This is a genomic window from Streptomyces sp. NPDC053048, assembly GCF_044547045.1.
Taxonomy (GTDB): Bacteria; Actinomycetota; Actinomycetes; order Streptomycetales; family Streptomycetaceae; genus Streptomyces.
This window is the reverse complement of sequence record NZ_JBITZS010000005.1, coordinates 272,389-285,814: the sequence shown is the minus strand read 5'-3', so window position 1 is coordinate 285,814 and position 13,426 is coordinate 272,389. Positions and strand designations below refer to the sequence as shown.

Here is a 13,426-nt window from a genome sequence, read left to right as displayed (position 1 = left end):
CCGCAGTGCAGTTGGTGGCCCATCAGAGGCGGTTGGTGTCGATCACGGCTCGGGCGAACGCCGCGGGTGCTTCCTGGGGCAGGTTGTGGCCGATGCCCTTCAGGGTCCGGTGGTCGTACGGGCCCGTGAATCTGTCCCGGTACGCCGTCCCGTCGCCCGGAACGGTGAACGGGTCGTACTCGGCGTCGAGCGTCACCGTCGGCACGGCGATGACCGGCCGGGCGGCGAGTCGCTTCTCGTGCGGCTCGTAGCGCGGTTCACCTTCGGCGAGGCTCAGCCGCCAGCGGTAGTTGTGGATCACGATGGCGGCGTAGTCCGGGTTCTCGAAGGCGGCGGCCGTGCGCTCGAAGGTGGCGTCGTCGAAGTCCCACGTCGGGGACACGGTGTCCCAGACCAGCCGTGTCAGGTCGTGCCGCTTGGCCCTGTCCTCCATGGCCGTCCGGCCCCGCTCGGTGGCGAAGTAGTACTGGTACCACCAGGCGTGCTCGGTCGCCGGCGCCAGCGGCTGGAGGTTCGTCTGCAGGTTGATGACGAGGTAACCGCCCACCGACACCAGGGCTTTGCAGCGCTCGGGCCACAGTGCCGCGATGATGTCGGCGGTGCGGGCTCCCCAGTCGAATCCGGCGAGCACCGCCTTCTCCAGCCCCAGTGCGTCCATCAGGGCGATGATGTCGAGGGCGATGGCCGACTGCTGCCCGTTCCTGAAGGTCCGGGAAGAGGCGAAGCGCGTCGTGCCGTGGCCGCGCAGATAGGGAACGATCACTCGGTGGCCCTCCGCCGCCAGCAGAGGTGCGACCTCGGCAAAGCTGTGGATGTCGTACGGCCATCCGTGCAGGCATATGACCGGCGGCCCGTGCGCCGGCCCCACCTCGGCGTAGCCGATGTCCAGCAGACCCGCCCTGACCTTCTTGAGCGGGGGGAACGCGCTGCCCACTCGGGGACGGGCCGCGGCCGCGGCGGCCGTACCGGGCCGGTGACCTGTCATGGCCGAGGCATGTGCCGTCCGTGGTGTCCCCGATGCTCCCGGGGCCCCCGCCAGTGTCACGGCGACCGCGCTGCCTGCGCCCAGGCCGAGCGCCCTGCCGAATGTGCGTCTGTCGATCATGTGAAGCCCTCCGTGCGCCTCGAAGTGCCGGCCTGCGACCGATCTGCGCCTCGCAGGAGATCTCACGCGCACGGGGTCCGACGACCGCTGTGGGCGTGCCGGACGACTGTGGCACAGCATCGCGTCACCGGTCAAACAGGTGACGCACGCCAACTCTTCGCAGAGCAGGGTTGCTTGACGCCCAGGACTGGTCTGGTCGACTGGTATCGGTCAGCCCCGGGCGAGCCGGGGGAGGAGGGCTTCGGCGCTGCCGCGATTGACGGCGTGCAGTTGCCCGGGGGCCCAGTGCGGGTAGCCGTCCAGTGCCGCGTCGAAGTCGGTGCCCCAGTCCTCGGGGACCATGGGGAAGTCGCTGCCGTAGAGCACGTGCCCGGGGGCCGCGAAGGCGAGGAGCGAGGGCAGTGTGGTCGCGCCGGCCGCGAAGGCGGTGTCGAAGTAGAAGCGTCGAAGTTCGGCCAGGACGTCCTCGGGGGTGGTGTCCTGCCTCAATCGCCCGGCGCAGGCGAACCGGTGGGCGGCGTACGGCAGGAAGCCTCCGGCGTGGGGAAGGATCATCCGGATCCGCGGATACCGGCGCGGAACACCGTTGAGGACCAAGTGCAGGGCGGTGCGGGTGGTGTCGTAGGGGAAGTCCACCAGCGGGCCGGGCAGGTCTGGGAGCACGGTTCCCGGCGGTGCGGTGGGGTGAATCAGGACGGTCGTGGCGCGGGCGTCCAGTTCGGCCCAGAGCGGCTCGAACGCGGGGTCGCCGAGGTAACGGCCGTGGGCGTTGCTCAGCAGCATCACCCCGTCGGCGTCCAGTTCGTCCAGGGCGTGCGCGGCCTCGGTGAGCGCGCCGTCCACGTCCGGCAGGGGAAGGACGGCGAAGTGCCCGAACCGGTCGGGCCGGTCCTTGACCAGTTCCGCCGTGTACTCGTTGACCCTCCGGGCCGCGGCGCGCGCCCCTGCCGGGTCGTCGGGTGCCCCGACCGGGGCGGCGAACGACAGCACGCCGGTGGCGATCGACCGGCGGTCCATCATCGCGATCGCGCTCCGCTCGTCCCAGACCGGCGCCGGCCAGCCGAAGGCTGCGGCACGGCCGGACATCGCCCGGCGCTGCTCCGGCGGAATCAGGTGCTGGTGGACATCGATGCGTGCGGGATCCGTCATGCCTTCCGAACCTCCTCGAGTCCCTGTCTGCCCGGTCCCGGGCAAACGACCACGGCAGGGCGGGGCGGGCTGTAGCCGCCCGTACCCACCATCTGACGCGACGGCGGCACGGAAGGGCTCTACCGGGCACCGGACGAGGGCGGGGCGGCTCGGGAGACCACCCGGGCGGCCGAATCGACGGACCGGGCGCTTCGGCGTCGGCGCCCACGACGGCCGGGATATCCTTGACCAAATTCCATCAAGAGTGAACAAGGACGGCAAAGCACTTGAAGGCGATACCCAAGAGCGTCACGGCGGTCACCGGAATCGCGCTCGCCCTGGCCCTGGCCGCTTGCGGCACCGGTGAGGAGAAGACGAGCGGTACGGGCGGCGACAGGGGCACTGAGCGCCGGGAGGGCGAGAACAGCGCCGACAAGGCCCTCAAGGCCGCCGATCCGCTCACCACCCTCAAGGCGGCAGTCGTCAAGGGCGCTCAGCAGAACACCTACCGCACCAAGGGCAAGCGCAAGAGCGCCGACGGTGAGTTCACCAGCGAGGGCGTCTACCAGGTGAAGCCCGACGCCGCCGAGATGAAGGACTTCGGCCCCAAGACCGAGGACACCCCGGACGGCCTCAGCCACATCATCAAGATCAACGACACGATGTACGGCAACACCGCCGCGATCCCCGGCAAGAAATGGTGGACGTTCGACCTCGGCGGAGCGAAGGCAAAGGAGCAGGCCGAGCCCTTCGTCCTGATGGCCGCCGCCCTGGCCACCACCGGCGACCTCAAGAGCACCGGCGTGGAGACGGCCGGCGGCCGTCGGGCGGCCCATTACCAGGGCACTGTCGTCGTCTCCGAACTCAGTGCCTACAAGGGCGATGCCATGAAGGACAAGGACCGGGACGCCTATGTGAATCGGCTCAAGGACCAGGGCCTCGAGCGGATCACCCTCGGCGTCTGGGTCGACGGGAACGGGCTGGTCGCCAGGACCGAGGAGAAGGGCAAGGGTTCCAAGGGCGACTACAGCACCACCGACGACTACAGCGGCTTCGGTGAGCCCGTGACCATCAAGGCGCCGCCCGCCTCCGAAACCGCGGGCAAGCAGGAGTCGATGGAAGCCCTCGCCAAGAAGAAGTAGCCCCAACTGGTCGTGCGTCATGACGACCCGGGCCCGGGGGCTACCGGCATCGGCAGCCCCCGGGCCCGAGCAGGCCCACCGGGCCGTAGACCGAGTGGCTGCGTGAGATGTAGTACACCGTTTGTGGGGCACGTGCAGCCATGCGGCGTGGTGGCCGGATCTGAATGGTGGGGGAGAGGGGGCGTGCAACCTCTCGGGGGTGTGGAGTGTCTGTCTGGGCACGGAGACGGCCGTCCCGCGTACATCCATCACCCGGCACCATGCGACTCGAGACTCCACGGAGGACACAGTGAGGCATGTTGTACGTACTCGCGTTGCGGGAGCTGCGCTGCTCGCCGCCACCACCGTCACCGCGCTGGTGGCGGGCACCGGGACGTCCGTCGCCGCTCCGGCTCGCGCCGACGCCACGTACAACAAGGAGTGCGGCACCGGATACACAAAGGTCAACCAGATACCGATTCCGGACCGCGGGACGGTCTTCCTGGCCTACAACGCCGCCACCGGCAAGAACTGCGTGGTCACCAAGCGGAACAGCTCGGCCGGCCCGGCCCTGTGGGTGGGCTCCTGGCTCCAGCGCAACCAGGACCTGAAGTCGAAGCAGGAACAGTACGGCTTCTACACGTCGTACGCGGGGCCGGTCTACCTGGACGCCAAGGGCAAGTGCGTCGACTGGGGCGGCGAGATCGACGGTTATGTCGTGGCCCGCTACAAGACAAACTGCGGCACGCTGGCGCAGAGCGGGCAGCAGGCGGGCTGACCGCCTGACCGCCTGACCGCTGACGGCGAACGGCGGGCGGAGGCGCTGAGTGGAGCGGCGGGCTGCGGGACGTACGGCCCTGCCTGCCGCTCCGCTCAGCGCCGCCCGAGCGTGCCCAGTGGGCCGAATGGGTGACCTTTGATTCGATTTTCGGTCGGGCGGACAGCCACCCGGTCGCCCATCACCGAGTTGCCAGTCATGGGCGTGAGAGGTCCGATGGGAGTTCGGGGCCCCTCAAGGCGTACAACCGGGAGGCCGGAGCCATGCGGGTAATTCGTTGGCCACGTCCCGGCACGGCAGAGGTCGGCACTGCGAAAGCACCGCCCGCCCCGGCTGAAGGCGACATCGCCGTGGACGTGGCGGTGACTGTGATGAGTCCGGGCACCGAGCGGGCCCACTTCCTCGGCTTGCCCACCGCCCAGGTCCGGTTCCCGTACCTGCCCGGCTATCTGGCGGCCGGCACGGTCCGTTCGGCAGGCCCGGACCTCCTGGAAGGCCATCGGGTGGCCCTGCGTGGCGTCGGGCATCAGAGCCTCGCCGTCGCTCCGGTCGAATCGGTGCATCGGCTGCCCGATGATGTGGCGTTCGAGGACGCCGCGGTCTGGCATCTCGCTCTGACCGCGATGCACGGGCTGGCGCTCGGCGGCCACCGGGACGGCGAGCCACTGGCGGTGCTGGGAGCCGGTCTGCTGGGAGCCATCACGCGGCGGCTGTGTGCGGCTCGCGGCCCGTCCCCGTCCGTGTGCTTGGCGGTCGCCGCATCGGCCGCCAAGGAGTGGACCACGCGGACCGAGCCCGGCACCACCTTCGCACTCGCCGAGCAGGTCGGCGCGTGGTCGAGGAGGTTTCCCCTCGTCGTGGACGTCACAGGCACGGCGGACGGCCTTCGGACGGCGACGTCCGTGGTGGCCGACGGAGGACGGGTGGTGGTACTGGGCTCGCCCCGGGCGATGCTCGCGCCGTTCCCTTGCGGTGAGGTCTACGGCCGCGGGGTTCAGGTGACGGGTGCTCACATCCGTACCCTTGCCGACCACGAGGAGCCCGCCCTCACCAAGGAATTCTTCGCCATGCTGGCGGAGCACCGGTTCGCTGTACGTGACCTGCTCACCCCCTGGCCGGTGGACGATGCCCATGTCGCCTACCGGCGACTGGCCGAGGACCCGTCATTCGTGGGCGCCGCCTTCCACTGGACGGCCCGGCACGAATACAAACGCGAATGCGAATACGAAAGCGGGCGTGAATACGAAGGCGGGCGCCAAAGGCGCCGGGCCAGGTCCCGCACAGTGTCGCATCGCAAAAAGCCCGAACCGGTGCGGTTCGCGCTCCTGGGCTGCGGTGACATCGGGATCAAGGACGCACAGGCCACGGTCGACGCGGAGGGAGCACAACTCGTCGCCTGCTTCGACCCCACGACGGAGCTGGCCGAGGACATTTCGCGACGCTCGGGATGCCGCGTCGCGGCCGACACCGACGACGTGCTCGGGCGCGCCGATGTGGACGCGGTCGTCATCGCCACACCCCATCACACCCATGAGGCCCTGGCTGTCGCGGCGTTGCAGGCCGGCAAACACGTTCTTCTCGAGAAGCCTCTTTCCACGGACCTGGCCTCCGCCCAGCGCATCGCCGAGGCCGCGAAAACGGCGCACTCGACGTTGAGCGTGCTGTTCCACCTGCGATGGGACGAGCGTTTCCGGCGCGCCCACGCCCTGATGGGCGACGGGTTGGTGGGGCCACCTCTCGGTGTCCAGTGCGCCTATTTGGTGGACAAGCGGGCGTCGTATTTCCACGGAGGATACAGCGGGCGGTCCTTGTCGTCGTGGCGCATGTCGAAGAAGCTCTCGGGCGGCGGCTTCCTGATCATGAACCTCATTCACCACCTAGATGGGATCCGGGCCCTGCTCGGTACCGAGGCCGACCGCGTGTACGCCGAGACGGTCCCCTCACGCATCGCTCCCGAACTCGACGACACCGTCAGCGTCGTCGTGCGATTCGGCGACACCGTCGCGACCTTCGTGGGCGGCTCCGCCGTGGTCGGTGGGGCCGGCCAGCAGATGCTCGTCTGGGGCGAACACGGACGGGTGCAGCTCCTGCCGGAGATGACGTACACCTCGCTGCGGAACTCCCGTCGGCCGGCACAGGACCGCGTCAGCGACGGCGGCGACCCCCGGTCCCGGGCCATCGCCGGGTTCGCCGCGGCTGTCCGCGAGGGCCGGGCGCCCGAGACCACGGCCGGTGACGCACTGGCCGCGCAGGCGATCGTCGAGGCGGCGTACGAGTCCGCGCGGTGCGGGCACGCCGTGGCCCCTGCCTCGCTGCTGCCGGGCGGTGACGGATGAGCGTCCGGCTGCTTCTCGACACCGAACCCGGGGAGGACTACCCGGGACCGACCGGACTGCCGCCCGGCCACGTCTGCTTCCTGGACTGGGGCAGCGGAGAAGGCGCCCGGTGGGGGCGAGGGTACCCGGAGCGGGACGCCGAACGCCGGGCAGCCGAACGCCGGGCAGCCCAGGAATGGGCGGCGACCGCGGAGGCCGCGGCGGCCCAGGCCGCTTCCCTGGCCGGCGGCGGGCCGATCGCCGTCCTGGGCATGGGCGCGCTCGCCGCGCTCGTTCGCATGGCGCTGGAGGGCCCGGCAACCATCCTTGCGGCAGACCAGGCCGTGGTGGTCGTGGACACCACCGGCAGCGCCGCCTGTCTCGACAGGGCACTGAGAAGGGCGGCCCCCCGGGGCATCGTGCTGCTGGCCGCGCCTCCCACCAAGCCGGAGGCCGACGTTCGCACCTATGACGACCTGCACCGCCGCAGCCTCACAGTGACGGCCGTCCGCTGGACCGAGAAACCCCCACGGTCACGGCAGCTCACGGACTGGGCACTGCGCCATCTCGCCGACGCCGACGGCCCTCGCACGGTCGCGGCGCCCTGGCACCGCATCGCCGGTGTGGGGCGTGTCGGCGCCTGAACATCCACCTAGACGACGCCAACATTACGATCAACGACATTGAGTCGAACGGGTGACGAGTGTCCTGTCTCATTCGACCTTGCTGCCGGGGACGCCCTGACCTGCGGAGAGACAAAGCCGGGTGCGGCACCGGAACCTTGCCGTCTCACTTGAAGTTGTCGGCTGGGCGGGAACGGCGGTCTCCCCTTCGCGCGAGGCTTGTGTTGGACTGTCCCGGCATAATCCGTACACGGCAATGGGGTGGATGCGATGCCTCTTGAGGGCGAGTACGAGCCGAGTCCGGCGCAGTGGGTGCGTGAACAGGTCGAGCTGTATGAGAGTTCGGGTGGCACTCAGGGCACAACACTGTGGGACACGGGTCTGCCGGTTGTCATTGTCACGATGCGCGGTGCGAAGAGCGGCAGGATCCGCAAGGTTCCGCTGATGCGTGTGGAGTACGAGGGGCGGTACGCGGCGGTGGCCTCGAAGGGCGGCTTCCCGCGCCATCCGGTCTGGTATTTCAACCTCAAGGCCGACCCGCGGGTGGATCTCCAGGACGGCCCCAACCGCGAGGGCATGGTGGCCCGTGAGGTCACCGGGGATGAGAAGGCCCTGTGGTGGCAGCGCGCGGTCGCCGCGTATCCGCCGTATGCCGAGTACCAGGAGAAGACCCGCCGCGTGATCCCGGTCTTCGTACTCGAACCCGAGCACCTGGCCAGGCCGGCGAAGGCCCCGGCGCCGACGGGGAACTGAGCTTCCCCTTTGACCCGTATCTAGGTCAGACCCGAGAGAGGCTGGAGCCGGGTATGCAGGAGGCAGAATTCGTTGCCTTCCGGGTCGGCCAGGACGTGCCAGCTCTCGGTGCCGGTCTGGCCGACGTCGGCGGGTCCGGCGCCGAGGGCGAGCAGCCGTTCCAGCTCGGCGTCCTGGTCGCGATCGGTGGCGTTGACGTCGATGTGCAGCCGGAGCTTCCCGGTCCGCGGGGTGCTGCTGGGGCTGAGGACGAGGGTGGGCTGCGGGCCGCCGAAGCCGGCGCCGGGCGGCCCGATCTCGATACTTCCATCGTCATCCCGGCCGATTTCGACGTAGCCGAGGACCTCACTCCAGAACGCTGCGAGCCGCTCGGGGTCGGCGCAGTCGAGGACCAGCTCGCTGATGCGGCATGCCATGCCCGTCAGTGTACGCAGACAAACCGAGAGTCGATCGTCGGCCGCGATCGACCCAGTGCCGCTGGCGGCAGCGCCGCAGCCACGCGCGTCCCCTGGTGCTGCGCGCTCCCCCCGCACTGCCGTGCTCCCTTGCCTGCGGTGTGACTGTCCTAAAAGCTGCCCATAGTCGCACCGCATATGACAGCTGTGCTCAAGTCACTGAGCCTCGGGGGAGAAATGGCGCAAGAATCGCAGAGCGAAACGACACAGGGAAGGCGCTGGGGGATCTTCATTTCCTACCGGCGCTCGGACTCGGCCCCGTCCACCGGACGGCTCGTGGCGGACCTCCGCAGATACTTCGGAAAGGAGCGGGTCTATCTTGACATCGACTCGAACACGTCCGCCAGGAACTACATAGCCGAGCTGAATGGCGCCCTCGCAACGTCCCGAGCGGTGATCGCTGTCCTGGGACCGCAGTGGCTGGAAACCCGGGACCCGAACGGCCGGCGACGGCTGGACGCTCCAGAGGACTTGGTCCGCGTCGAGCTGGAGACAACCCTGCGAAACGGCATCGCCCTGATTCCCGTACTCGTCCAGGGCGCAACGATGCCCCCTCCGCACCTGCTACCGCCGTCCCTCAAGACGCTGGCATACCTGCAGGCGGTCAGGCTGGCCACAGAAGACTGGGCATACGATTTCGGGCGTCTCCTGGAGACCCTCGAGGACCATGCGGTACTCCCGGCCCCGCAACCGGACACAGCCCCTCCCGGCGAGCTGACGGTCCTCACCACGAAACGTTATGAGCGGACTCTCCACGCAACCAGGCGGCGAGCGTTCGATGCCTTGACAGGCGCCATCGAGCTGCTGCGTTACCCGGTTACGGAGACGAGCCCCGAAGCGGCACAAGTGATATTCCATGCCAATCGCGGCCGCGCGGTGACAGCAAAGGTGATCGATGCAGACCCCGGCTGGTCGAAAGTGGTACTGGAACTGCCCACGGTCAAGACGGGGGCGGTCGTTGCGGCAAGCGCCGTGGTGGCCCCGGTCACCGGCGGGGCGGCTTTCGTGAGCGTGCCTGTGCTGTGGTGGTGGCAGCGTCGGTTCGCCGGCGGTTTTTTCGACAATGTCGAAGGAGTGCTGGAAGGGCGAGGCGTCGGCGAGGATTCGTCGCTGCTCCCTGGCGTCCATGCCTGGCGTAACCGCAAGCGCGAACTGTGACGCCGGCCTGCCACGGTGTCGAGAGGCCAGCCACCGCATGGCTCCGTCTGGGGCTCGCTCAGGCCGGCGGTGGCCCGCAGTGGTGCGAGCAACTCGTTCTTCATATGGGCTCCGGAAGCGGACCGAGGTGCTTGATCACGCGCTTGCGCAGGAGGAGATAGTCCTCCCACCGGCGTGGCAGCGGGCCCGGCGGGCGCTCGATGACACGGGCAGCCGTGATGGTCTGTCCATGCTGGAACTGTTCGCGTGTCAGGTCGAGTTCCATCCCGCTGGGCAGTCGGTTCCACCAGTGGAAACCGTGCTGAGACCCGTCACGATGCACTTCGCCGACCACGAGGTCGCCGCCGAAGATGTCGTTGACGATCAAGGCCGTGATGTCACAGTGTCCCCAGGCCGGGTTGCCTGGCTGCCAGTCGGCCTGGTCGTCGGGTGAGCAGGTGTCGGCGGCCCAGCCGGCTCGCAGGGCCGTGTCGAGATCGAGAAGATTCCAAGGGGTCACGTCGGCAGCATCGCAGCCGCCACTGACATCACCGTGCAGTGGGGCTGGATGCCGAAGGCCGAGCCGGGTTTCGTGTCGGTCACCGAGCAGGTGGGGCGCCCGCTGATGGTGTGGCGGTCGGGACGCGCCGGGCGATCCGCGCCCGTGGGACCTGCCGGTCGCCACTATGGTCGGCGCATGACGCTGTCGATGCGAGAACGAGAGCGGTTTCTGGCGGAACCCCATATCGGTGCGCTGTCGGTCGTCGAACGACCGGACCGCGCGCCGCTGACGGTTCCCATCTGGTACCACTACACGCCGGGCGGCGAACTGTGGGTGCGTACCGGGTCCGATTCCCGGAAGGCGCGAGCGATTGGGTCCGCGGGGCGTTTCAGCCTGATGGCGCAACGGACCGAGCCGACGGTGCGCTACGTGTCGGTGGAAGGACCGGTGACGAGGACAGAACCGGACAGTCCGGAGCGGTCCTGGGAGATGGCCGAGCGGTACCTCCCCCAGGACAAGGTCGCCGAATTCGTCGAGTACGACCGGACCCACCACGGCGAGAACATCACCATCTACATGAGGCCGGAACACTGGGTCTCCGCCGACCTGGGAACCGTCTGACGGCGAGCCACCCAGCCCCTTCCGCACGCGGGTCAGCCGACTCCGCTCGCTTCGGCGTTACTTATGAGCCCGGCGCGCGAATGGTCCGCCGGTGCCGAACGCGAGGTGTGCGAAGTTCTCGCCGATGCGCTGGTGGCCTGCGGGGCAGGGGTGGATCTCGTCGGGCAGCGGCAGTTCGTCGTAGTCGCTCTCGCCGTAGAGGTCGCGGCCGTCGAGGTAGTACAGGTTCGCGTCGTCGGTGGAGCGCGTCTCGACGATCCGGGCGAGCTCGTCGCGGATGACCCGCAGCGTCAGCCGTCCGGCGGCGACGTCGGCCGGGTCGCCCGTGGCCTTGAACGTGAGCGTGCCGCTGGAGAAGTCGGGGGCGAGGGGGCCGGGGGTGTTCTCCTGCACCGGGCACCAGGTGGGGGAGACGACCAGGAGCGGTGTGGTGGGGTGGCCTTCGCGGATGGTGTCCAGGAAGCCGTGCACGGCAGGGGTGAAGGCGCGCAGGCGCATCGCGTCGGCGTTGACGAGGTTGATGCCGATCTTGGCGCTGATCACATCCGCGGGCGTGTCACGGATGGTGCGGGCGGTGAAGGGGTCGAGGAGGGCGCTGCCGCCGAAGCCGAGGCTGACGAGTTCGACGCCCGCTCGGTGGGCGGTGAGGGCGGGCCAGGTGCCGGTGGGGTGGGTGGCGTTGGAGCCGTGACTGATGCTGCTGCCGTGGTGCAGCCACACTCGCCGTCCAGCATCCCGGGCAGGCAGAACGGGGGCGTCGGTGCGCAGGGCGATCAGCTCGGTGATCTCCGTGTGCGGCAGCCATACCTCGATGTCCTTCATGCCCGTGGGCAGGGTGGTGAAGCGTGCGGTGCCGGGCTCCCCGTCCTGGAGCTCGGTGGCCCCGGTGGACAGGTCGATCCGAAGGAGCTTGCCGCCGGCCACGGTTGCCTGTGAGGCGAGGCGGCCGTCCACCAGCAGGTCGTAAACCCCGTCGGCCGGCGCTGGCATGCCGCGGTAGGCGCGCTTGGTCGGCCGCGTCTCCAGCTCGACGGCGGTGGCCTCGGTACGGAAGGCCAGGCGCACGCCGGAGGGCTGGGCTTCGGCCATGGCGAGCTGGCCGTCGGGGATCTGCCGGCGGGCCCAGGCGGGGAGGCGGTGGGGGAGCAGGCCGTGCTCGGTGCGCTCGACGTCCAGGGCGCCGCGCAGCATGCCGGGGGTGACGGGCGTAGTGATCATGTGGTGGTCCAGGTGCGCAGAAGGCGGTCGAGGGAATCGATGGTCCAGGTCCACGACTCGCCGGGACCGGGGGTGCTGTGGGCGAAGGACCCGGCGAGCTCCAGGTCGGTGAAGCCGTGGAAGACGGCCCCCAGGAGGCGGAGCGCGTGGGTCTGCTCGGGCTCGGGCAGGTCGTAGCCGCGCAGGACGGCCCGCATCATCTGCGAGTGCCGTACCCCGGCGCTGGCGGCCGCGGTCTGCGGGTCGAGCTGGTGGCGGGCGGCCTTGTAGCGGCCCGGGTGCCGTCGGGCGTAGTCGCGGTAGACGGCGGCGAACGCGGCCAGGGCGTCCTTTCCGGAGCGCCCTGCCACCGCGTCGGCGGCCTCGTCGGCCATCTCCTCCAGTGCGAGCAGGCAGATGCGGGCCTTCAGGTCCTGCGCGTTGGCCACATGGGCGTACAGGCTCTGGACCTTGACGCCGACCTGCCGGGCGAGAGCAGAGGGCGTCACTTGGTCGAAACCGATCAGGTCGGCCAGTTCGGCGCCGGCCTGGGTCAGCGTGTCCGGGGTGAGTCCTGCTCGGGCCATGGTGGTGCTCCTCCTCCGCTTCAACGAATACCATCATGCACTTGCCTGAAGCTTTCAGGCAAACTAGCCTCGTGATCACGACGGTCGTGCACTGCGCCGCCCAGCAGACCGGACGGGCCGGGGTTGCGCACGGCGCCGCACGCATCGTGGACACCCGGCATCACACCGCCCGTACCAAGTCACCGACCAAGTCACCGAGAAGAAAAGGAACGTCCCCCATGCGCACCAACCGCACAGCCGCTGCCGCCCTGACCGGCGCCACCGCCCTCGCCCTCGCTCTGACCGGCTTAGCGGCCACCACCGCCGGCGCCGCCGCCGGGAAGGCGGGCCCCACCTGCGTCCCGCGCGACGTCACGCTGACGGTGCACGACGTACAGCGGCCGATCAACCACCAGCTCATCACCGTGACGAACACCTCCAGCAGGGCCTGCGTCGTCCACGGCGCCCCGCACGTGTCCTTCGACAAGGACACCCGCGACATCCCCGTGTTCACCGACTCGCAGCCGGGCCCGGCGTTCTTCATCCTCCAGCCCGGCGACAGCGCCTACGCCGGGCTGCGCACCTCCTCCGGCGACGGTTCCGGCACCCACCTACGCACGGTGAAGTCGCTGTCCGTCGGCTACGACGACGGCAACGGCTCAACGAAGTGGCGGCACTCCATTCCCGAGGTGAAGGGCACCGTCGTGGACAGCGCGGCGGCCGTCACCTACTGGAACGACGACCCGGCAGCGGCCCTCGGCTGGTAGCCGACCTCCTGCTGGTGCGGCTCGAATCCGTTCCTGTGGCGGCCGCGGTGGTGGCTACCGGGGTGACGGCGCTCGCGCCTGGGGACGTCCCCTGGATCGAGGCGTCGGAGACCAGCCATGGGCGACGGCTCGAGGGCGGCTCTGGAGCCGTACTACCGGGACCATGCCGTTACCGGCGGATTCGCCCACGACCGGCGAGTGATTGCGCGGCAATCACCCATAGCTTCCTGGCCGCCGCCAGACACGTCCTGCCCAGCCCGGACGAATGTGCCTCGGCGTTCTGCATGGCCGGTCCGGCCAGGTGCGTGCGCGCTCAGCGAGGCCGGCTGTTGGTCGCGGGATGGGATGCGACGGCCAC

At 69.5% G+C, this 13,426-nt stretch carries 14 protein-coding genes; 8 read left to right on the top strand and 6 right to left on the bottom strand.

From position 1 onward, the window contains the following. Positions 1–22 precede the first annotated feature (22 nt). Complete coding sequence (locus ACIG36_RS15255; RefSeq protein ID WP_399926957.1) at positions 23–1,105, bottom strand: alpha/beta fold hydrolase; 1,083 nt, start codon at positions 1,103–1,105, stop codon at positions 23–25. A 210-nt stretch (positions 1,106–1,315) separates the two neighbouring features. Further along, the gene (locus tag ACIG36_RS15250) at positions 1,316–2,254 is read right to left on the bottom strand and encodes an amidohydrolase family protein (protein ID WP_399926955.1); all 939 of its coding nucleotides are present in this window, start codon (positions 2,252–2,254) and stop codon (positions 1,316–1,318) included. Positions 2,255–2,520: 266 nt separating this feature from the next. Here ACIG36_RS15250 and ACIG36_RS15245 point away from each other — a divergent pair, with 266 nt between their 5' ends. The 5 genes from ACIG36_RS15245 (at position 2,521) to ACIG36_RS15225 (ending at position 7,823) form a co-directional block, all read left to right on the top strand. Continuing rightward, positions 2,521–3,375: a hypothetical protein gene (locus ACIG36_RS15245; protein WP_399926953.1), complete on the top strand. Its 855-nt coding sequence runs from the start codon at positions 2,521–2,523 to the stop codon at positions 3,373–3,375. A 289-nt stretch (positions 3,376–3,664) separates the two neighbouring features. Beyond that, positions 3,665–4,132 (top strand): spore-associated protein A, encoded by a 468-nt coding sequence (locus ACIG36_RS15240; RefSeq protein ID WP_399926951.1) that lies wholly within the window; start codon positions 3,665–3,667, stop codon positions 4,130–4,132. Between the two features lie 371 nt (positions 4,133–4,503). Next, a complete protein-coding gene (locus tag ACIG36_RS15235) occupies positions 4,504–6,468 on the top strand; it encodes a Gfo/Idh/MocA family oxidoreductase (RefSeq protein ID WP_399926949.1) in 1,965 nt (654 codons plus the stop codon). Continuing rightward, positions 6,465–7,091, top strand: a complete 627-nt coding sequence (locus tag ACIG36_RS15230) for a hypothetical protein (protein ID WP_399926947.1) — start codon at positions 6,465–6,467, stop codon at positions 7,089–7,091. Before ACIG36_RS15235 ends, ACIG36_RS15230 begins: the two co-directional genes overlap by 4 nt. Positions 7,092–7,340: 249 nt before the next feature. After that, complete coding sequence (locus tag ACIG36_RS15225) at positions 7,341–7,823, top strand: nitroreductase family deazaflavin-dependent oxidoreductase (RefSeq protein WP_399926946.1); 483 nt, start codon at positions 7,341–7,343, stop codon at positions 7,821–7,823. Positions 7,824–7,843: 20 nt separating this feature from the next. Here ACIG36_RS15225 and ACIG36_RS15220 read toward each other — a convergent pair whose 3' ends face one another. After that, the gene (locus tag ACIG36_RS15220) at positions 7,844–8,239 is read right to left on the bottom strand and encodes a VOC family protein (RefSeq protein ID WP_399926944.1); all 396 of its coding nucleotides are present in this window, start codon (positions 8,237–8,239) and stop codon (positions 7,844–7,846) included. A gap of 177 nt (positions 8,240–8,416) precedes the next feature. Between ACIG36_RS15220 and ACIG36_RS15215 the strand changes: the two genes are divergently transcribed. After that, the gene (locus ACIG36_RS15215; RefSeq protein WP_399926942.1) at positions 8,417–9,436 is read left to right on the top strand and encodes a toll/interleukin-1 receptor domain-containing protein; all 1,020 of its coding nucleotides are present in this window, start codon (positions 8,417–8,419) and stop codon (positions 9,434–9,436) included. A 100-nt stretch (positions 9,437–9,536) separates the two neighbouring features. On the opposite strand, the gene ACIG36_RS15210 is transcribed toward ACIG36_RS15215, so the two are convergent. Continuing rightward, entirely contained in the window at positions 9,537–9,935 is a 399-nt protein-coding gene (locus ACIG36_RS15210) for a hypothetical protein (protein WP_399926940.1), read from the bottom strand. 177 nt (positions 9,936–10,112) lie between these two features. On the opposite strand from ACIG36_RS15210, the gene ACIG36_RS15205 reads away from it, so the two are divergent. Next, complete coding sequence (locus ACIG36_RS15205; RefSeq protein WP_399926938.1) at positions 10,113–10,538, top strand: pyridoxamine 5'-phosphate oxidase family protein; 426 nt, start codon at positions 10,113–10,115, stop codon at positions 10,536–10,538. A 57-nt stretch (positions 10,539–10,595) separates the two neighbouring features. On the opposite strand, the gene ACIG36_RS15200 is transcribed toward ACIG36_RS15205, so the two are convergent. Together ACIG36_RS15200 and ACIG36_RS15195 are read right to left on the bottom strand one after the other, a co-directional pair. Then, a complete protein-coding gene (locus ACIG36_RS15200) occupies positions 10,596–11,756 on the bottom strand; it encodes a GDSL-type esterase/lipase family protein (protein WP_399926936.1) in 1,161 nt (386 codons plus the stop codon). Beyond that, positions 11,753–12,322 (bottom strand): TetR/AcrR family transcriptional regulator, encoded by a 570-nt coding sequence (locus tag ACIG36_RS15195; protein WP_399926934.1) that lies wholly within the window; start codon positions 12,320–12,322, stop codon positions 11,753–11,755. The genes ACIG36_RS15200 and ACIG36_RS15195 overlap by 4 nt, the downstream gene beginning before the upstream one ends. 71 nt (positions 12,323–12,393) lie before the next feature. Between ACIG36_RS15195 and ACIG36_RS15190 the strand changes: the two genes are divergently transcribed. Then, positions 12,394–13,068, top strand: coding sequence for a DUF4232 domain-containing protein (locus tag ACIG36_RS15190; RefSeq protein ID WP_399926932.1), 675 nt, complete (start codon positions 12,394–12,396; stop codon positions 13,066–13,068). Positions 13,069–13,426: the final 358 nt, after the last annotated feature.